Annotated in this window: 4 protein-coding genes; all 4 read left to right on the forward strand. The window is 39.8% G+C overall.

Annotation, left to right across the window (positions count from 1 at the left end; all coding sequences use genetic code 11):
* Window positions 1-457 (forward strand): YadA-like family protein (locus E6X37_RS10220; RefSeq protein WP_316689785.1); only part of this gene is annotated, 457 nt, incomplete at its 5' end.
* Window positions 458-931: 474 nt separating this feature from the next.
* Window positions 932-10,972 carry an ESPR-type extended signal peptide-containing protein gene (locus E6X37_RS10225; protein ID WP_316689786.1) on the forward strand — a complete coding sequence of 3,347 codons (10,041 nt, stop codon included), beginning with the start codon at window positions 932-934 and terminating at the stop codon, window positions 10,970-10,972.
* Window positions 10,973-11,490: 518 nt separating this feature from the next.
* Window positions 11,491-21,780: an ESPR-type extended signal peptide-containing protein gene (locus E6X37_RS10230; protein ID WP_316689787.1), complete on the forward strand. Its 10,290-nt coding sequence runs from the start codon at window positions 11,491-11,493 to the stop codon at window positions 21,778-21,780.
* 91 nt (window positions 21,781-21,871) lie between these two features.
* Window positions 21,872-22,621, forward strand: coding sequence for a hypothetical protein (locus E6X37_RS10235; RefSeq protein WP_004698028.1), 750 nt, complete (start codon window positions 21,872-21,874; stop codon window positions 22,619-22,621).
* Window positions 22,622-23,217: the final 596 nt, after the last annotated feature.

Below are 23,217 nucleotides of genomic sequence, written 5' to 3' on the forward strand. Positions count from 1 at the left end.
AAAAGGTGCTACAGATGGGTTAGCTAATGCTATTAACTCCGTAGCGGGCGAAACACAACGTGTAGGCGCTCATGCAGCGGCTATGTCTGCATTGAAACCGATTCAATATGATCCATTGGAACCAACTCAAGTGATGGCCGGTATCGGTAATTACAGAGGTGAAACTGCGGCGGCTCTTGGCGTTGCACATTACACAGCAGAAGACACTATGTTCCATGTAGGTGTATCTGTTGGTAGCCACCATAACATGGTAAATGCTGGTGTAACTCGTAAATTCGGTACTTCCGATGCGAAGAAAGCAGTTCCTGAACGTTACAAAGGTGGCCCTATCAGTTCCATGTACGTAATGCAAGATGAAATGACTGCTTTGAAAGCTAAGTACGAAAAAGTACAACGCGACAATGAAGAAATGAGAGCACAAATTGCATTATTGATGCAACAAGCGGGCTTGAAATAATATAAAATAACATAACATAACATATTGACACGGCAGTGCTTATAAAAGGCGCCAAAAGCGAAATGCTTTTGGCGCCTTTTTGCATGCAAAAAATAGATTTAATGACTATTTGAGCATATATATGTCATGGTATTTTGTAATGTAATTAAAATAGGTGAGTAATAGTTAGATCATAATAGTAAACTAAGGTGAAATACATTTTTTTCATGAAGTTAATTTTATGCGAAAAAATTAGTACATTTAGCATATTCATAAGGTATATGGCGGAGTTTTTGTATATTCATAAATATTTATCGTTTAGAGGTGAGCGTAGAGTGAAAAATTTTTTACTTTTACCATAGAATATGATATGTTTAATATGATATGCATCGGTAAATAGCCATATATTAACTGTATTTTTACTTTTTAAAATAGTTATAAAATATTTTATTATATTCATATAATCTGATAGTTTTATGCAAGGAGTAAGACGAGATGAACCGAATTTTTAAAGTAATCTGGAGTCGTACAAAAGGATGTTATGTCGTTGTAGCTGAAACAGCGAAGAATATGTCGAAACGTTCGACAATGACATCGGTATTTGCCAAGATATCCGGGTCTGTGATTGCTACGGCTTTATTTATGTCCATGATGTCTCCAATGATCGTGCATGGGAGTACTATTGTGCAAGGGGCTGGTGCTCAGGCTAAAAATGGCACTGTAGCAATGGGTGATAATAGCACAGCACTGGCGGATAACAGTGTGGCTTTGGGGACAGGAGCTACTGTTACAAAAACTAATAGGAATAATGTTGGTAATGTGCAAGGTGTTGCAATCGGAAGAAATGCAACGGTTGAAGTAAATAATGGTGTTGCGATAGGAAATGCGACAAAAGTAGCTTCTTTAAATGGTTTTGCCCTCGGTAATACCTCTTGGGCTGGATATGATGAGGCCGGTAACTATGTGGGCGCCGATAATGATCAGGCATTTGGTACCAATGCTAGAGCTTGGGGTGGATCCTCCATGGCATTTGGTAACAATGCTAAAGCTGCTGCCGGTGGTGCCGTTGCAATGGGCAACGGATCACAGGCAAGAGGTAAATGGGCCGTTGCAATTGGTAATAATGCACAAGCTAAGGGCGAAGGGTCCAGAGCTCTTGGTGTAAACTCCTATGCAGTAGGACTCAACTCCATTGCAATGGGCTGGGAAAGTAATGCCCGTGAGGATTCTTCTATAGCTATTGGTACAGATTCTGACTCAGTTCAGAAAAATAGTATTGCCATCGGTAATCGTGCAGTTAGCAATGCAGAGGATAGTGTTACTCTTGGTAGAAATACGACGGTAAACAAAAATCATAATCGCTCAGTTGCATTAGGTACTAATTCTGCGACTGCGGATACTGATAGTACACCGAATCAGCTTGTAAATGGTTTGTGGTATAAGAATTTAGCGGGAGGAACGGCAGATTCTACTGTAAGTATCGGTAATGATACGGTAAAACGCACGATTACAAATGTGGCAGCAGGGCGTATGAATCCTTCGTCTACAGATGCTATTAATGGTAGTCAGCTATATGCCGTAGCAAATAGCTTGGGCAATTTAGCCACTACTACTAAAAATATCCTTGGCGGTAATGCGGCGCTCGATCCTGATACCGGTAAATTAACGATGAGCGATATCGGTTTTACAGGTAAAAGCACGATCCACGATGCTATTAGATATAATAAAGACAATATCGATAAGGGATTGTTCTTTTATGGTGATAACTTTGTTCAGAACCAAGTAAAATTAGGTGACACAGTAAGAATAAAAGGTGGCGCTACCGGTGCTTTGGCTGACAACAATATTGGGGTTCAAGCAGACGGAAATGGCACACTAAATGTGAAATTGGCTAAAAAATTAACTGGTTTGGATAGCGTAACAGCAGGAACTGCTACGATTGATAATAAAGGGGTGTCTGTAGGCAATAAACTCTATGTGTCAACCGGTGGCCTTAATGCCAATAATCAACAGCTTAGAGGTGTTGCAGACGGTACAGGTAGTCAGGACGCAGTTAACTACGGTCAGTTGCAACGAGCAATTAACGGTACAGCTAAAGAAGCCATTGTAAAAGCAAATGATGATGGTAATATTACGATAAGGGAAAACTCAACGGCGAAAGGTGGTAAAGAATATACTGTCGGCTTAAACTATAAGATTACTGTAGGGAAAGGGGCGGCCTCGCATCCTGTAACCATAGATAGTGGTACAGGAACGGTCACAGGTCTTACCAATACATCATGGAATGTAAATAATCCAGCACCTGTTACAGGGCGTGCTGCTACGGAAGATCAGTTAAAGCGGGTTAATGAGAGAGTTAATTCCAATCAGTATTTTATTAATCAAAATACGCAGAATATCTCAGATAACTCAAGCCGTATTGGTGCCAATGCACGAAATATCACAAAAATACAAGGTGATATTACTACTAATAAGAATGATATTAACACTATCAATAATACTCTTGAAAAAGGGCTCTATTTTAGCAGCGATACAGGTGCTTCGATTAAGAGAAAATTAGGTGATACTCTAGTCATTAAAGGCGGTGCTACAGGGGCATTATCCGATAATAATATTGGTGTTGTATCCGATGGTACCGGTAGATTGACTGTAAAGTTGGCAAAATATTTAACAGGATTAGAGAGCGTTAATGCAGGAAATACTACTATTAGTAAAAATGGTTTGAGTGTAGGTGCTAGAACCTATGTAACACCTGATGGCATCAATGCTAATAATCAAAAGATTACTGGTGTTGCTAATGGTACAGCGCCTAACGATGCGGTTAATTTCAGTCAATTACAAAGTGCTATCGGTGGTACTGCAAAGGCGACTACAGTAAAATCAAAGGATGCAAATGTAACCGTAACAGAAGGTACCAATGTGAATGGTGGTAAGGAATACACTGTTGGATTGGGCAATAAACTTGCGGTAGGTACGGCACATCCTGTAACTGTGGACGGAACCGCAGGAACTGTAACAGGACTTACTAATGCTGCTTGGAATGTAAATAATCCACAAGCCGTAACTGGTCGTGCTGCAACGGAAGATCAGTTAAAAACTGTTAATACGCAAGTCAATACAAATAAGGATAAAATAGCTCAGAACACAACTGACATTGCTCAAAATGCGACTGATATCGGTAAGAATAAACAAGATATAACTAAGAACAAGACTGATATAGCTCAAAATACTACTGATATCGGTAAAAATAAGACTGATATTGCACAAAACAAGCAAAATATTACTCAGAACACACAAGATATTGCGACTAATAAAAATGCTATCTCTACAATCAATACAACTATTGCTAAAGGTCTAAATTTTGATGGAGACAGCGGTGCTGTAATTAACAAACAGTTGGGCGATAAGCTTAGCATCAAGGGCGGTGCAGCGGCTGCGAATTTGACGGATAATAATATCGGTGTCGTATCTGATGGCAGCACATTAAATGTAAAACTAGCTAAAACATTAACCGGTTTGGATAGCGTAACGGCTGGGGGTACAACTATCAATAGTAGTGGTTTGACCGTAGGCGGTAAGACCTATGTAACTCCGAACGGTATTAATGCGAATGACAAGAAAATAACTAATGTTGCTGATGGTGAAGTGGCGGCTAATTCCAAAGATGCAGTTAACGGCGGTCAACTTCATGCGGCTAAAACCGAATTAAATAACAACATTAATGATGCTAAAACTGAATTAAACAAAAATATCGGTGATGCCAAAACTGAACTCAATAAAAATATTAATGACGCTAAAACTGAACTGAATGGCAATATAGATAATGCTAAAACCGAGCTAAACAATAATATATCGACTGCGAAGAATGATGTGATTAATACAGGTCTCAAATTTGATGCGGATACAGGCGGTGCTAAGACCAATAAATTGGGTTCCAAGGTAACGGTAAACGGCGATGATAATATCACGACAGAAATCAGCCAAACTGGTGACGATACTAAGATCGGTCTTAAATTAAAGAAAGATCTCAATGTTACTACTATTACTGCTGCTGATACTGTGAAAGCCGGCACTGTGACTATGGGCAAACAATCAGGTGGTGCAGGCGGTGCAAACGGTAACTTTGTAACAGGGCTCGATAATAAGTCTTGGAACGCGGATAATCCTCAAGCTGTAAGTGGTCGAGCTGCTACGGAAGATCAGTTGAAATCCGTTAATGATAAGGTCAATACAAATGTAACCAATATCAATAAAGGATTAAACTTTAACGGCGATAGCGGTGCTGCGATTAATAAAAAATTAGGCGACACTGTTACCATTAAAGGTGGTGCTATGGCGGATCTTACGGATAATAATATCGGTGTCGTGTCTGATGGCAGCACATTAAATGTGAAACTAGCTAAAACATTAACTGGTTTGGATAGCGTAACGGCTGGTGGAACAACTATTAATGGTAGTGGTTTGACCGTAGGCGGCAAGACCTACGTAACGCCAAACGGTATCAATGCAAATAATCAAAAGATTACCGGTCTAGCAAAAGGCACAGATCCTACTGATGCGGTTAACTTCAGTCAGTTGCAGGATGCTATCGGTGGAACTGCTAAGGCAAGTACTGTGAAAGCTAAAAACAGCAACATCACTGTAGAAGAAGGTACAAATGCAGCCGGCGGTAAGGAATATACTGTCGGATTAGGGGATAAAATCACCTTAGGAACTGCTAATCCTGTATCTGTGGATGGTACTGCAGGCACGGTAACTGGTCTTACCAATACTGCTTGGGATGTAGATAATCCACAAGCCGTAACTGGTCGTGCTGCAACGGAAGATCAGTTGAAATCTGTTAATACGCAAGTTAATACGAACAAGGATAAAATAGCTCAAAACACAACTGACATTGCTCAGAATACGACTGATATTGGTAAGAATAAACAAGATATAACTAAGAACAAGGCTGATATTGCTCAAAATACAACTGACATCGGTAAGAATAAGCAAGATATAGCTAAAGGTCTTAACTTTGATGGAGATAGCGGCGCTGTAATTAATAAACAGTTGGGTGATAAGTTATCTATTAAAGGTGGCGCCGCAGCTGCAAACTTGACGGACAATAATATCGGTGTCGTATCTGATGGTACAACATTGAACGTGAAGTTAGCTAAAACATTAATCGGTTTGGATAGTGTTACAGCGGGTGGCACAACTATTAATGCTGGAGGTTTAACTGTAGGTGGTAAGACCTATGTATCTCCGAACGGTATCAATGCAAATGACCAAAAGATTACTAATGTTGCTAATGGTGATATTGCTGCAAACTCCAAAGATGCGGTTAACGGTGGTCAATTGCATGACGCTAAAACTGAACTTACCAACAAAGGCCTTCGTTTTGACGCAGATAATAACGCTGAAAAAACGAATAAACTAGGCTCCAAGGTAACGGTAAACGGCGACGACAATATTACGACGGAAATCACGCAAACCGGTGACGATACGAAGATAGGTCTTAAATTGAAGAAGGATCTTAATGTTACATCTGTTACGGCTACGGAAACTGTGAAAGCCGGCACTGTAACCATGGGTAAACAAGCCGATGGTGCAACCCCTGCTAATACGGGTAATTACGTAACAGGTCTTGATAATAAGACATGGAGCGTAACTAATCCTACTGCTGTTAGCGGACGTGCTGCAACAGAAGATCAATTGAAGACAGTTACTGAAGCTATCAAAACTCAAGGTGCTAATGCAACGGACTTCAGTCTTGTTGCTAATCCTGCGGCGGGTTCCAATGGTGACTATACTGTAGCTGCTAACGGTGACGTGGCATTGACCGTACAGGATAAGAATCATCCGGATAAAACAAAAACCGTAACGATTAAAGATGTAGCATCTAAATCCGAAGTGGACAAAGGCTTGAACTTTGACGGTGACTCTGGTACGACTATCAACAAGAAGCTAGGTGGTACTGTTGCCATTAAAGGCGGAGCTGCAGCTGCAGATTTAACTGACAATAATATTGGTGTTGTATCTGATGGCAGTACGTTAAACGTGAAGTTAGCTAAAACATTAACTGGTTTGGAAAGCGTAACAGCTGGTGGCACAATCATCAATAGTGGTGGTTTGACCGTAGGTGGTAAGAATTATGTATCTCCAAATGGCATCAATGCGAACGACCAAAAGATTACCAATGTTGCTAATGGCGATGTGGCGGCTAACTCCAAAGATGCGGTGAACGGCGGTCAATTGCATGACACTAAAACTGAGTTAAATAAAAACATTAGCGATACTAAGACCGAGTTGAATAAAAATATCAGTGATACTAAAACTGAACTCAACAAAAATATTGGTGACGCTAAAACTGAACTTACCAACAAAGGCCTTCGTTTTGATGCGGATAATAACGCTGAAAAAACTAATAAACTAGGCTCTAAGGTAACGGTAAACGGCGACGATAACATCACCACAGAAATTACACAAACTGGTGACGATACGAAGATTGGTCTTAAATTAAAGAAAAATCTTAATGTTACCACTGTTACGGCAGCGGAAACTGTGAAAGCTGGTACGGTAACTATGGGTAAACAATCCGATGGTGTAACCCCTGCTAATACGGGTAACTACGTAACAGGTCTTGATAATAAGACATGGAGTATTGATAATCCTACGATTGCATCTGGCCGTGCAGCAACGGAAGACCAATTGAAAACGGTTAGTGATGAAGTTAAGAAACAAGGTGCTAGTGCAACAGACTTTAGTCTCGTTGCGAATCCTACGGCAGGCTCTAATGGTGACTACACTGTAGATGCCAATGGTGACGTAGCATTGACCGTACAGGATAAGAACCATCCGGATAAAACAAAAACCGTAACGATTAAAGATGTAGCATCTAAATCCGAAGTGGACAAAGGCTTGAATTTTGACGGTGATTCTGGCACAACTATTAACAAGAAGCTAGGTGGTACTGTTGCCATTAAAGGCGGAGCTGCAGCTGCAGATTTAACTGATAATAATATTGGTGTCGTATCTGATGGCAGTACGTTAAACGTGAAGTTAGCTAAAACATTAACTGGTTTGGACAGCGTAACAGCTGGTGGAACAACCATCAATGGTGGTGGTTTGACCGTAGGCGGTAAGAATTATGTATCTCCAAATGGCATCAATGCGAATGATCAAAAGATTACCAATGTTGCTGATGGTAATATTGCGGCTAATTCCAAAGACGCGGTTAACGGCGGTCAATTACATGAAGCTAAAACTGAGTTAAACAAGAATATCGCTGATACAAAGATTGAATTAAATAAAAACATTGGCGATACTAAAACCGAATTAAATAAAAATATCGCTGACACTAAAACTGAACTCAACAATAATATTAATGACGCTAAGACTGAACTGACCAATAAAGGTCTTCGTTTTGACGCAGATAATAATGATGCAAAAACGAATAAATTAGGCTCCAAGGTAACGGTAAACGGCGACGATAATATTACGACGGAAATCACGCAAACCGGTGACGACACTAAGATTGGTCTAAAATTGAAGAAAGATCTTAACGTTACCACTGTTACGGCTACAGAAACTGTAAAAGCCGGTACTGTAACCATGGGTAAACAAGCCGATGGTGCAACCCCTGCTAATACAGGTAACTACGTGACAGGGCTTGATAATAAGACTTGGGACGCAGGTAAAGTCGTATCCGGTCGTGCTGCAACAGAGGATCAATTGAAACAAGCTTTGGCGGGTCAAACTGATACAGGTCTCAAATTCAATGCCAATGTAGGCGGTGTACAAACTAATAAATTAGGCTCTACTATCACTGTTCAAGGTGAAGGCAATGCTGCTGATACCGACTATAGCGGTGACAATATTAAGACGTTCATCAAACAAGATGCTGCAACAGGTAATACAACAATTGATGTAAAAATGAACAAAAATCTTAAGGCTGAATCCGTGAAAGTCGGCAAAGACGGTAAGGATGGCGTATCTCTCACAGGTCCAGATGGGGCTGGCACCGACGGTAAAGTAGCTGTTACAGATAAGAACGGCAAGGATGTAGTGTCTATGTCCGGTAAAGACGGTGTAGGTCACATCGGTTTAACTGGTAAAGATGGTCATAGTGCGGATATTATCGCTGATAAAGGCGCTGCTGATATTAATGGAAATGAAATCACGCGCATTAAATATCAAGATGAAAATGGTACAACCCATCAAGTGGCAACCAAAGATGATGGCATGGCATACGGTGGCGACTCCGGCACTACCATCAAGAAGAAACTTAATGAACAATTGGACATTAAGGGCGGTGTCACCAATGAATCTGAGTTGACCGAAAACAATATTGGAGTTATTAGCAAGAATAATATCCTTAATGTTCGTTTGGCAAAAAATCTGAAAGGCCTAGATTCCATAACTTTCAACAATGGCACTAATGGTGCAAACGGTAAAACCGTTGTTAATGGTGAAGGCATGACCGTTCAAGATAAGGATGGCAACCCGTTGACTGCTATTACAAAGGACGGCGTGAAGATTACCAATGGTCCATCTATGACGAAAGATGGTATTGATGCAGCCGGCAATAAGATTACAAACGTAGCTGACGGTACAAATCCTAAGGATGCGGTTAATAAATCTCAATTGGATACAGCGGCTAACGCTGCTAAGGCAATCGTAACAGAAGGTAATAATATCAAAGTTGATAAGACCACTAATGGTGATGGCTCTACAAATTACAAAGTGGGCCTCAAAGACCAAATAACAATGGGATCTGATGCTACGAAACAAATTGCGATGGATGGTACAACAGGTACGATCAAAGCCGGTGACAAGGTTACAATCGACGGCAACAAAGGCACCATTAAAGCAGGTGATAAAGTTGAAATCGATGGCGATAAAGGCACAATCAAGGCTGGTAATATTGCGATTGACGGTACAAACGGTACAATTAAGGCTGGCGACAAGGTAACTATTGATGGTAAAGATGGTAAGATTGGAGCAGGTAAGGTCTCTGTTGATGGCAAGGACGGTCATGTGACAGGTTTGGAAAACAAAGATTGGGATCCTAACAATATCACAAGCGGTCGTGCTGCTACAGAAGATCAATTGCAGAAGTCCCATAAAGCCTTGGATAATAAGATTAATAACTTAGGTGATGACATTACGAAGAAAGGCATGGATTTTGCCGGTAATACAGGTGATTTCCACCGTGATTTAGGTCAAAAGGTTACCATCAAAGGTGAAGGTCAAGGGGCTGATAGTGACTATTCTGGCGAAAATATCAAAACGGTAGCCGAAAATGGTAATGTTACTATTAAAATGGCTAAGAATCTTAAGACCGATAGTATTACTACCAAAACAGTTACTGCTGATACGGTCAATACTGATAAGGTGAAAGTCGGCAAAAATGGTCAAGATGGCGTTTCCATTACAGGTCCAGACGCTGCGAATGGCACAGACGGAAAAGTAGCTGTTACAGGTAAAGACGGTAAAGATGCTGTATCTATGTCAGGTAAAGACGGCGTTGGTCACATCGGTTTAACTGGCAAAGATGGTCGTAATGCGGATATTACCGCTGATAAGGGCGATTCTGATCTCGGAGGCAATGCTATTACTCGTATTAAGTACCAAGATGAACAGGGCAAGACACATCAAGTGGCAACCAAAGACGATGGTATGAAATACGGTGGCGATTCTGGTAATGTGATTAACAAAAAGCTTAACGAACAGGTAAACGTAGTCGGTGGTATTACTGATGCTAGCAAGTTGACGGCCGAAGATAATTTAGGCGTCGTATCTGACGGCACTAATCTTAAAGTTCGTATGGCGAAAGATTTGAAAGGTCTTACGTCAGTAACGACTAAGGATGCTGGAGGTAACTCTACGGTTGTGAACGGCAGTGGCGTAACCATTACTCCTGCTAGCGGTAACACCGTAAGCCTTACTAAAGATGGATTGAATAACGGTGGTAAAACAATTAGCAATGTAGGTCCTGGTGTAAACGGAACGGATGCGGTTAACGTAAATCAATTGAAGGGGGTTACGGAGGGAATGGCTAATGCAATTAATTCCGTGGCGGGCGAAACACAACGTGTAGGTGCTCATGCGGCGGCGATGTCTGCGTTGAAACCAATTCAATACGATCCGTTAGAACCAACTCAAGTGATGGCTGGTATCGGCAATTACAGAGGTGAAACCGCAGCGGCTTTAGGTGTTGCGCATTACACATCGGAAGATACTATGTTCCATGCAGGTGTATCTGTTGGTAGCCGTCATAATATGGTGAATGCCGGTGTAACTCGTAAATTCGGTTCTTCTGATGAGAAGAAGGCTATTCCTGAACGGTATAAGGGCGGTCCTATCAGCTCTATGTACGTAATGCAGGATGAAATGACTGCTTTGAAAGCTGAAAATGCACGCATGAAAGCGCAGGATGAAAAATTAACTGCAGACTATGCGGCATTGAAAGAAGACAACCTTCGTCTACAGAAAGATAACGAAGAAACTAAACGACAATTAGCTCTTATTATGAGTCGTTTAGGCATGTAAATCATATAAATTTCATTTTATATTCATGCGGTAAAATCTGTTGATGTACCAGAAAATACCCATGAAGATTAGATGATTTTAACCCTATATGGTATATAAAATGAAAGAACGAAAGTCTACTGTGAAAAGACTTTCGTTCTTTTTTTGTATTTGACTTCACAAACCTTTCATAATAGTGTATAATACAGAACATATAATTTTAATCGAAAATTATGAATATGATTAATTTACTATAAAATCATTAGTTTTAGATTATAAGTGTTGTTTGGCCCATTGTAGCAAGGGTTTTTATGATTGAAAATATATTTAAATGAGTAAGAAAATCAATTTTTAAAAGAAGTTTAAAGTTCTGAAAATAAATGAGCGAAATGTGAAAAAAATATATTTACATTCATAAACTAATCTGATATTTTATATGTATAGTAATTAAATTTTTGATGAAAATTTTATTATTTTTAGTGTTTTAGTGTTGGTTTTAGAATCCCTTATAAAACTGTGTGAAAGGTAGGTACTACTAAATGAATCGTATTTATAGGGTAATTTGGAGTCAGGTACGAGGCGCATATGTCGTTGTATCTGAAATCGCAAAAAGCCATACTCGTGGCTCCAAAAGCTTTGTTAGTAATTCCGCTAAAGCTTCGGTAAAAGTTGGCTTGGCGGCTATGGTTTTAACCTGCGGTAGTGGGTTGGTTTCGGGTGTTCAGGCAGAATCTGATCGAGGGGTTGCTTTAACACCGGCTAATGCGGATCGTCAGGAATATACTGCGGGCGGTGTGACATGGTTAACACCAAACCCTGGTGCACCAACTATTAATATGTATGATTACAAAACACCAGGGAATCCAGGACAAGGACACTTATATACCAATAATAAGGTGTTCGGCATCCAAATCGGTAATAAAGCTAATGCACGTGCTAAAGATGGATCCGTATCCGGTATTTCTATCGGCGACTATTCTCAATCTCGTGCGTTGGGTATCGGTTTAGGCCATTATGCTCAATCTGAAGAAATCGGCGCTATTGCTGTCGGTTCTGCTGCTAAAGCAAAAGGTTTTAACTCCTTGGCTATGATGAGACAAGCCTATGCTGGCAAACAATATGCGGCAGCTATCGGTACGGCTGCATCTGCACAGGGTAAAGCTAGCTTGGCTATGGGGCACTCTGCATTGGCAACAGGTGATCAATCTATTGCTATCGGTTCTGCAAATCCAACTCCTAAATATGATGATAATGGCACACCGTATACAGCATATGACGAAACTACTAATACCCAAGCTAATGCAGCTCGTTCCATTGCTATTGGTCAAGGTGCTAAATCAGATACCGAAGATAGCGTAGCTATGGGTACTAGTGCGTATGTAGCATCAGGTTCAAATTATAAAGGTGAAGGTTATGTAAGAGGCGTAGCCATCGGTAATCATGCGACATCTCAAGGTATTCAAGGCGTGGCTATCGGTAACGGTGCAGCACATTATCGTGATAACGGGGTTGCTCTTGGTAACAATGCCAAAACTCGTGCAATGGACGGCATTGCCATTGGTAACAATGCTGAATCCGGTATTCAAAATGACCCTCAATATAAAGTAAATAACTCCGTTGCCGTAGGTAACTCCGCGCGTGCTCATGGTGGTTCCGGCGTGGCATTGGGTAATGATACTTATGCATTGGGCGGTTCCTCTGTGGCTGCAGGTAATGCGGCATGGGCATTAGGCGAACGTTCTACAGCTATCGGTAACAATGCTCATTCCGAAGGTTACGGCTCTATTGCTATGGGTCGTGAAGCAAGTGCGTTAAGTACTCAAGATGGGGACAAGAAAAATGTTGTGGCTATCGGTGATGATGCACAAGCAACCGGTTCCCGCTCCATCGCATTGGGCGTAAGCGCTCAAGCTGGTACATTAGAACGTGTACGTGATCGTAGCGTTTACAAAGATAATCCTGAATTAATCACTAAACTTAAAGCTCAAAAAGAAGTAACTGATGCGGTAGCAATCGGTAGCGAAGCAAGTGTACAAGAAAACGAAGGCTTAGCTCTCGGTAGCAAAGCAACAGTAAATAATGTTCGTGGCGTTGCATTAGGTGCTAATTCTGCAACAGCTGCTCCTGTAAGCACTGCTAGTGAAACTATTAACGGTTTGCAATATAACTATGCTGGTGGTACTGCTGATTCTACCGTTAGCGTAGGTAATAACTCTACAAAACGTACAATTACTAACGTAGCAGCTGGTCGTGTGAATGCACAATCTACAGATGCTATTAATGGTAGCCAATTATATGGCGTTGCTAATGCAGTAGGTAATGTAGCTAAAAGCACTAAAAATATCTTAGGCGGTAATGCTAAGGTTGACCAAAACGGTACTATCACCATGACTAATATTGGTGATACAGGTAAAAACACTGTTCATGAAGCAATTCAATCCGTAAACCAAGGTTGGGAACTTCAAGTTAATGGCCAAAAGGTTAAAGACGTAAAAGCTCCAAACCGTACAGTGAACTTTAACGCTGGTAAAAATATTAAATTAGAAGGCGCCGGAGACAATGTTACAGTTGCAACAGTTGATAATGCAAACTTCAACTCCGTTACAACTGGTAGCGTATCTATGAGCAAAACCGGTATCAATGCTGGTGGTTATCAAATTACCAATGTGCAATCTGGCGGTGATACATTAACTAATGCGGCTAATATTGGTGATATTTCTCGTATTGCTGCAAAATACGATAAATACTTGCAACGTGGTTCTGCAACGTATGAAGCAAACGGTAACGGCAAGATTAACATGACCGGTACAAATGGTTTGACTGCTGAAGTAACAGGTTTGAAAAATACGTATGTTACATCCGGTACAGTATCCAATGACGGTAAGAGATTGACATTGACACGTAATGACAATCAAACATTCGATGTTGATATCTCTAAAATCTCTAATGGTCTTTCCAAAACTGACTACCGTTTGATTGCAAACCCTGCAGCAGGTAGCAATGGCGAATATAAAGTAGCTGCTGATGGTAGCATGACATTGACTGTTGCTGATGCTGATGGTTCCAACCCTAAACAAGTTAAGTTGACGAACCTTGCTTCTAAAGAGCAACAAGATATCAATACTACTAATATCACAAATAACACTAACAAGATCGCTAAAGGCTTGAGCTTCCAAGGCGATAACAATGTTAAAATCAATAAACAACTTGGTGATACTTTAGGTATTACTGGTGGCGCTACAGGTGCTTTATCTGACAATAACATCGGTGTTGTAGCTAAAGACGGAAACCTTAATGTTAAGTTAGCAAAAGACCTAACAGGTTTGAACAGCGTAACTGCAGGTTCTGTTCGTGTAGGTAAACATAGCGACAATAAAAACTATGTAACTGGTTTGGACAATAAAGAATGGAATGTTCAGAATCCTACCATCACATCTGGTCGTGCAGCAACTGAAGATCAGTTGAAAAAAGTGTCTGATGAAATCAAGACTACTAATGCGGCTAAAACAGATTACCGCTTGATCAATAATACAAATTCTGCAGATGGTTCTTACTCTGTAGAAAACAACAAAGTTGATTTGAAAGTTAAAGATGAAGCTCATCCTAACAACCCTGCTAATACGGTAACAATCAACAATATCGCATCCAAAACTGAATTGGATAAATTGACAGAACGTGCTGTTAAATATGATCTTAACGGTGCAACTGTTAATAAAAACAAGGTTACTTTGGAAGGTCAAGGTGGCACAACAATTACTAACTTGAAAGCTGGCGAAGTATCCTCTACTTCTACAGATGCTGTAAATGGTAGCCAATTACATGATGTAAAAATCGAAGCAGGCAAACATTCAAAAGTAACTGTTTCCGATGATAACCTTAAATTGACAACAACTCCTGCTACAAGCACTGAAGGCGCTAAATATGATCTTCGTTTGAACAACAAAGTGACATTGGGTAGCGGTAACAATCAAGTAGTTCTTGATGGTATTGCAGGCAGAGTGACTGCTGGTGCTGTTGTAATGGGCGCTCAAACTGTTCAAAATACGAAACATGCAAGTGAAACTGGTAATTATGTAACTAACTTGAGCAATAAGAACTGGGATTCCACATCTATCGTATCCGGTCGTGCAGCGACTGAAGATCAGTTGAAAAAAGTTAGTGAACAAATTACTCAACAAGGTAGCAGTGCAACTGACTATCGTCTTGTAAGAAACTCCAGCGCTGACGGTTCCTACAAGGTAAACGACAATGGTGAAGTATCCTTGACCGTAGAGGATAAAAACCATGCAGGCGTTAAAGAGCAAGTTACAATCAATAACATTGCATCCAAATCTTCCGTAGATAAATTGACAGATCGTGCTGTTAAATATGACATCAATAACGGTGTTGTTGATAAAACTAAGGTAACATTAGAAGGTGCGAACGGTACTACTATTACAAATGTAAAAGATGGTGCTGTAACAGCTACATCCACAGATGCTATCAACGGTAGCCAATTGTTCAAGACTAAAGAAGAATTGATCAATAAAGGCATGAAATTCGGTGGTGACTCCGGTAACGTAATCAATAAAAAACTTGGTGAACAAGTAAACGTTAAAGGTGGTATCACAGAAGCATCCAAATTAACTGCTGAAGATAACATCGGTGTTGTATCTGATGGCTCTAATGACTTGAAAGTTCGTTTGGCTAAAGACCTTAAAGGTTTGAACAGCGTAACTGTAGGCGATACAAAAGTTACTTCCAACGGTGTAACTATTAGCAACGGTGCTACAAACAATGCATCTGTATCTCTTACTAAAACTGGCTTGGATAATGGTGGTAACAAGATTACTAACGTTGCTCGTGGTACAATCGACAGCGATGCAGTAAACTTGGCACAATTAAAAGAAGTATCCAACAGTGCATCTGCAGCAAATACAAAGGTAGCTGAAGGTAAAAACATTAAAGTTGATGAAAGCATCGACAATGTAACTAAAGCTAAAACGTATACTGTAGGCTTGAAAGATGAAGTAACATTAGGTTCTGGTAACACAGCTATCAATATTAACGGTACAACAGGTATCGTGAAAGCTGGCGACGGCGCTAATGCTGTGACTATCAATGGCACAAATGGTACTATCAACTCTGGTAAAGTAACAATCAATGGTACTACAGGTACTGTTAACGAATTGACTAACAGAACTTGGAATCCTAAGGCTATTACTAATGGTCAAGCTGCTACAGAAGATCAATTGAAAGTTGTAGACAATAAAATTGATACTACAAAAACTGAAATCGTAGAAAAAGGCTTGAACTTCCAAGGTGATGCAGGTACTGCAATTCATAAAGACCTTGGTCAAACTTTGAAAATCTCTGGCGGTCAAGCTGACGCATCTAAACTTTCAGAAAATAATATCGGCGTAGTTAATAACAACGGCGTATTGAATGTTAAACTTGCTAAAGATTTGACAGGCTTGAACAGCGTAACAACTGGTGCTACAACTATTAACAACAATGGTTTGACAATCGGTGGCAACACATTTGTTACAAGTAATGGCTTCAATGCTAACGATACTCAAATCACAAACGTGAAAGCTGGTACTGAGGATAATCATGCAGTTAACCTTAAACAGTTGAAAGAAGTATCTAACAACGCAGCGGCAGCTAAAACTGTTGTAAAAGCAGGCAAAAACATCAATGTAACTGATTCTGAAGATCCACTTACTAAAGCTAAGACTTATACAGTTGGTTTACAAGACACAGTAACATTGGGTTCCGGCAATACAGCTGTTAACATCGACGGTACAAAAGGTATTGTAAAAGCCGGCGAAGGCAACAATGCTGTAACTATCAATGGTACAAACAGCACAATTACTGCTGGTAACGTAGCGATTGACGGTGTAACAGGCAATATCAATTCCGGTAAAGTTCTTGTTAACGGTGCTAAAGGTACTGTAAACAACTTAACAAATATCACTTGGGATGCTAATAACATCACAAGCGGCCAAGCTGCAACAGAAGACCAATTGAAAGTTGTTGATAAGAAAATCACTGACAACGGTAGCAACTTGACTAAGAAGGGCTTGAACTTCAAAGGTGATGATGCTACAAGCATTCATAAAGACCTTGGCGAAACATTAGACGTTGTAGGTGGTACTTCCGATAAAGCTAAATTGTCCGACAATAACATCGGTGTGGTATCTGAAAACGGTAAGTTGAATGTTAAACTCGCTAAAGAGTTGACTGGCTTAACAAGTGTAACAACTGGTGTTACAACAATTAATAACGAAGGTTTAACAATTGGTGGTAATAAATTCGTTACAGCTAACGGTTTTGATGCTAATAACACACAAATCAAAAACGTAAAAGCTGGTACTGATGGCAATGATGCAGTTAACTTGAATCAATTGAATGAAGTTAAAAATGCATCTAACACTACAGTTGAAGGTAGCGAAAACATCAATGTTAACTCCACAGTAGATCCTAATACACAAGCTAAAACTTACAAAGTAGCATTGAAAGATAATGTAACTTTAGGTTCTGGCAATAATGCAATCAACATCAACGGTACTACAGGTATCATAAAAGCTGGTGACGGTGCTAATGCTGTAACTATCAATGGTACAAACGGCACTATCAACTCCGGTAAAGTGACTGTCAACGGTACTGCTGGTACTGTAAATAACTTGACAAACATCACTTGGGATGGCAAAAACTTCACAAGTGGTCAAGCTGCAACAGAAGACCAATTGAAAATTGTTGATAAGAAAATCACTGACAACGGCAATGACTTGACTAAGAAAGGCTTGAACTTCCAAGCTGATTCTGGCGAATTAATCCATAAAGATCTTGGTCAAACATTGGATGTTGTAGGTGGCATTACTGAGAAATCTAAATTGTCTGACAACAACATCGGTGTTGTATCCGAAAACGGTAAGTTGAATGTTAAACTTGCAAAAGACTTAACAGGCTTGAACAGCGTAACAACTGGTCAAACAACTATCAACAACGATGGCTTGACAATCAACAACAAACAATTCGTTACAGCTAATGGCTTTAATGCTAACAATACGCAAATCAAAAACGTAACTGCTGGCGTAGAAGATAACGATGCTGTTAACGTTAAACAATTGAACGATGTAAAAGCTGCATCTAATACAAAAGTAGAAGGTAGCAAAAACATCAATGTTGATGAAACTGTAGATAATGTAACAAAAGCTAAGACTTATACAGTTGCATTGAAAGACACTGTAACATTGGGCTCCGGTAACACAGCAGTTAACATCGACGGTACAAAAGGTATCGTAAAAGCTGGTGACGGCGCTAACGCAGTAACTATCAATGGCGTAACAGGTAACATCAATGCAGGTAAAGTTCTAGTTAACGGTGCAAACGGTACTGTAAACAACTTGACAAACAGAACTTGGGATCCTGCAAACATCACAAATGGTCAAGCTGCAACAGAAGACCAATTGAAATCTGTAGATCAAAAAGTTACAGACAACACTAATAATGGCTTGAACTTCAAAGGTGATGACGCAACAAGCATTCATAAAAACCTTGGTCAAACATTGGATGTTGTAGGTGGTATTTCTGATAAAGCTAAATTGTCTGACGGCAATATCGGTGTGGTATCCGAAAACGGTAAGTTGAATGTTAAACTTGCAAAAGACTTAACAAACTTGAACAGCGTAACAACTGGTCAAACAACTATCAACAACGATGGCTTGACAATCAACAACAAACAATTCGTTACAGATAATGGCTTCAACGCTAACAATACGCAAATCAAAAACGTAACAGCTGGCGTAGAAGACAACGATGCTGTAAATGTTAAACAATTGAACGATGTAAAAGCTGCATCTAATACAAAAGTAGAAGGTAGCAAAAACATCAATGTTGATGAAACTCAAGATCCTACTACAAAAGCTAAGACTTATACAGTGGCATTGAAAGACACTGTAACATTAGGTTCCGGCGACACAGCTGTTAATATCGACGGTACAACTGGTATCGTAAAAGCTGGTAACGGTGCTAATGCAGTGACTATCAATGGTATGAACAGCACAATTAATGCTGGTAAAGTAGCGATCGATGGTGTAACAGGAAACATCAATGCTGGTAAAGTTCTAGTTAACGGTGCAAATGGTACTGTAAACAACTTGACTAACAGAACGTGGGATCCTAATAACATCACTAACGGTCAAGCTGCAACAGAAGATCAATTGAAATCTGTGGATCAAAAAGTTACAGACAACGGTAAGAAAGGCTTAAACTTCCAAGCTGACTCTGGTGATTTAATTCATAAAGACCTTGGTCAAACATTGGATGTTGTAGGTGGCATTACTGATAAAGCTAAATTGTCTGACAACAATATCGGTGTTGTATCCGAAAACGGTAAGTTGAATGTTAAACTTGCAAAAGATTTAACAGGCTTGAACAGCGTAACAACTGGTCAAACAACTATTAATAATAATGGTTTGACAATTGGCGGTAATACATTTGTTACAAACAACGGCTTCAATGCAAACAATACACAAATCAAAAATGTTAAAGCTGGTACAGAAGATAGCGATGCTGTTAACCTTAAACAATTGAACGAAGTAAAAGCTGCGTCCGATACTAAGGTAAAAGGTAGCAAGAACATTCATGTTGAAGAAGAAATCAACGATCTTACAAAAGCTAAAACATACACTGTAAACTTGAAAGACACAGTGACATTGGGCTCCGGCAATACATCAGTTCATTTCGATGGTACAACAGGTATCATTAGAGCTGGCGAAGGTGCTAATGCTGTAACTATCAATGGTACAAACGGTACAATCAACTCCGGTAAGGTAACTATCAATGGTGGTTCTGGTACTGTTAACGATTTGACTAACAGAACTTGGGATCCTAATAAGATCACTAATGGTCAAGCTGCAACAGAAGATCAATTGAAAGTTGTAGATAACAAAATTGATAAGAACACTCAAGACTTGACTAAGAAAGGCTTGAACTTCAAAGGCGACTCCGGTGAAGCTATCCATAAAGACCTCGGTCAAACATTGGAACTTAAAGGTGGCGAAGCTGATGCTTCTAAACTTTCAAATGGTAACATTGGCGTAGTTAATGAAAACGGTAACTTGAACGTTAAACTTGCTAAGAACCTTAAAGGTCTTGACTCTGTAACAGTTGGTTCCGATCCAAACAAACAAGTTGTACTTGACGATAAAGGCGTATCTGTAGGCGGTAAAACATACATTTCTAACGAAGGCTTAAATGCAAATAATCAAAAGATTACTAACGTGGCAGCTGGTGTAAATGATACAGATGCAGTTAATGTTCAACAGTTGAAGAGCAGCATGGCGGCAGCAACTACAACAGTGAAAGCTGGCGATAGTGGCAATACAACTGTAGAAACTACAGTTAATGCAGATAAGTCTAAAACATACACTGTAGATATCAAAAAAGACTTGAACTTACGCAGTGTAACCACAACTACAGACGATCAACAACACTCTACTTTAACAAACGGTAGAGGTGTTACAAGCACTGATACATTTGGTAATAAGACTACTCTTACTGCAGATAATGTGAAAGTATCTGATAGTCAAAATAATACAACTCAAACAACAGCTAAAGGTGTACTTGTAGACAATCCAACTCAGTCCACTGAGTTGACTGTTAACGGTGTTGTAACTACTGACAAAAAGACTAAGAGAACAAGCACAACTGCAGATGGTGTGGTTGTTACATCTGGCATGGGTAGTACTAAAGTAACTACTACTGTTAGCAGCAACGGTGTTGCAATTACTACTCCTCCAGCAGGTCAAGGTTCCCCTAAAGATGGTACTGGTGCAGTAACATTGACTAAGGACGGCTTGAACAATGGTGGCAATAAAGTTGTTAACATGGCAAGCGGTTATGGCGAAGGCGAAGATATCAACAATATTGCTGATAATAGCAGCAGCTTAACAAATGGTGCTAACATCGGTGACTTGAAGAAAGGTATTGACGGCCTTAAGAAAGCTGGCTTAGACTTTGCAGGTGATAGAGGCGAATTCCATCGTGACCTAGGTCAAAAAGTGACTGTTAAAGGTGGCGTTACTGATGAAAGCAAACTTTCCACTGCAAACAATATCGGTGTTATTTCCGATAACAACGGCAGCTTGAATGTTCGTTTGGCAAAAGATATTACTGGTATCAACTCCATTACAACTATGGATAACTCCGGTCATACAACTGTGACAAATGGTAACGGTATCACAATTAAGAATAATGGTGGTGGCAGCGTATCCTTAACAAGCTCTGGTTTGAACAACGGCGGTAATAAGATTACTAACGTGGCTCCAGGCGAAATTAGCTCCACTTCTACTGATGCTGTTAATGGTTCCCAACTTAATCGTGTTGCAAACAGCATGAATAATGTTGTAAACGAAGTTCGTCAAGTTGGTGCGATGTCCTCCGCGTTGTCCGCATTGAAACCTATGGCTTATGACCCTTACGAACCTACTCAAATCATGGCAGGTTACGGTAACTACCGTGGCGACTCCGCATTGGCATTAGGTGTGGCTCATTATAAAAATGAATCCATGATGTTACATGCTGGTGTAGCTTGGGCAGGCAGCAATAGCCATATGATGGCAAATGCTGGTGTAACTTGGAAAGTAGGTAACAGAGACGGCGAAGCAGAAACTGCAGATCGTTATCGTAAAGGACCTATCAGTTCTACATATGCAATGCAACGTGAACTTGCTGCAATGAAAGCTGAAAATCAAGGATTAAAAGGTGAAGTAGCTGATTTGAAAGCTGAAAATGAACAAATGAAAGCTAATATTGCTGCAATGATGGCAAGACTAGGTTTGTAATACGTTCATACTGAACATTACGGGTTGAGGATTCCCCTTTAGGGGATCCTCCCACCCGATTTAATTCGTTGATAGAAAAGAGGAATATATAATGAAAAAATCCACTTTGCTTGCTTTCACAGCGGCAGTATTATTTGGCAGTGGCGTATTCCATGTTAATGCGGCATCTGCTACATTTGATGATCCATTGCTTTTACCAAATCCAGCTAAAGTGCCTACAACAGGTTCTGTTGTATTGGTTCCTGTGGCTAGCCCTCAGGCGGTACAAAGTATCCATGAATTTGTGAAAGCATGGGAAAATGCGGAAAAACACATTGCTTTAGCTGAAAGCAAAAAGAATAATCATCAAGCGTTAACTAAAGAAGAAGCTAAATGGTTACATTCTAAAGATAAGCATAACTATGCTGATTATTTCCGTAAACATTCTTTAGGTTATGTACATGGCCAAGAAACTGCATTGAACTGGAATGGTGAAAACCGTAATAAAAACGAGTATAGCTATTACACATTCCCTAAATATGATAAGGACCAAGGTTACACAAATAGCTATGGTTACAATGTATTGCGCAGCATGGTTGATCGCATGAATGAATTGCTTCAAAAACAAAAGGCCGTTGGCGGTCCTTTGACTGATGAAGAAGCACAAGCATTGGAAGATGCTATGCTTGATATCATGGCACAAGATCAAGAACATGTATCTAATGAAGAATTGCGTTATTACATGAATGAAGCAGTTTGGTTTGCTACAAAACAAACTGTAAAAAATATGTCTGCAGAAGAACCTTCTGTTAGAGACATGCACGAAATTAACCTTCGTGAAGCGATTCAGACAGATAACTAATCATCTAATACATATAATCACATTATATGTATAGCTTTTGTTATAAGGAATGTACAGTTGCAATAACCTTATATATAAAAGTTTTTATATACAGTGTTGAGACACAAATAAGGGATTCTATTAACACACTGTCATATAGACAAGAAGTCGCAACAGAATGCAATAGATGTATTCTTGTTGCGGCTTCTTTTTATTTTAAATTCTTTCTATATGACATGCCTAAAAAGTAATATAACTCAAGTTTTAAATCTGTAAAATTAGGCCGTGAAATTGTGCAAAAATAATGATAAAATTTTCCTGAAATTTGTCGTAAAATTTGTCCAAATTTTGTTGACATCAGTATATGGAAATGTTATTATATTCAAGTACCCCATATGAAGGGGCGCAGATCTTTGAAAACTGAACAATGATAGGTAATCAATCATAATGATTGAACATATGCCAGAGTGCGGGTTTTGACACAGTCAAAACCAACCATAATTCAAAGCTACTTAATAGTAGCGACAACAAAACAAATGAGCTATTCAAATAGCTTCAAGATATCTTGGAGAGTTTGATCCTGGCTCAGGACGAACGCTGGCGGCGTGCTTAACACA

Source organism: Veillonella parvula, from assembly GCF_032550495.1.
Classification (GTDB): domain Bacteria; phylum Bacillota; class Negativicutes; order Veillonellales; family Veillonellaceae; genus Veillonella; species Veillonella parvula_G.

Coding starts and splice junctions, on each gene's coding strand:
- E6X37_RS10225 (WP_316689786.1), top strand. CDS start 932: ATGAACCGAATTTTTAAAGTAATCTGGAGTCGTACAAAAGGATGTTAT.
- E6X37_RS10230 (WP_316689787.1), top strand. CDS start 11,491: ATGAATCGTATTTATAGGGTAATTTGGAGTCAGGTACGAGGCGCATAT.
- E6X37_RS10235 (WP_004698028.1), top strand. CDS start 21,872: ATGAAAAAATCCACTTTGCTTGCTTTCACAGCGGCAGTATTATTTGGC.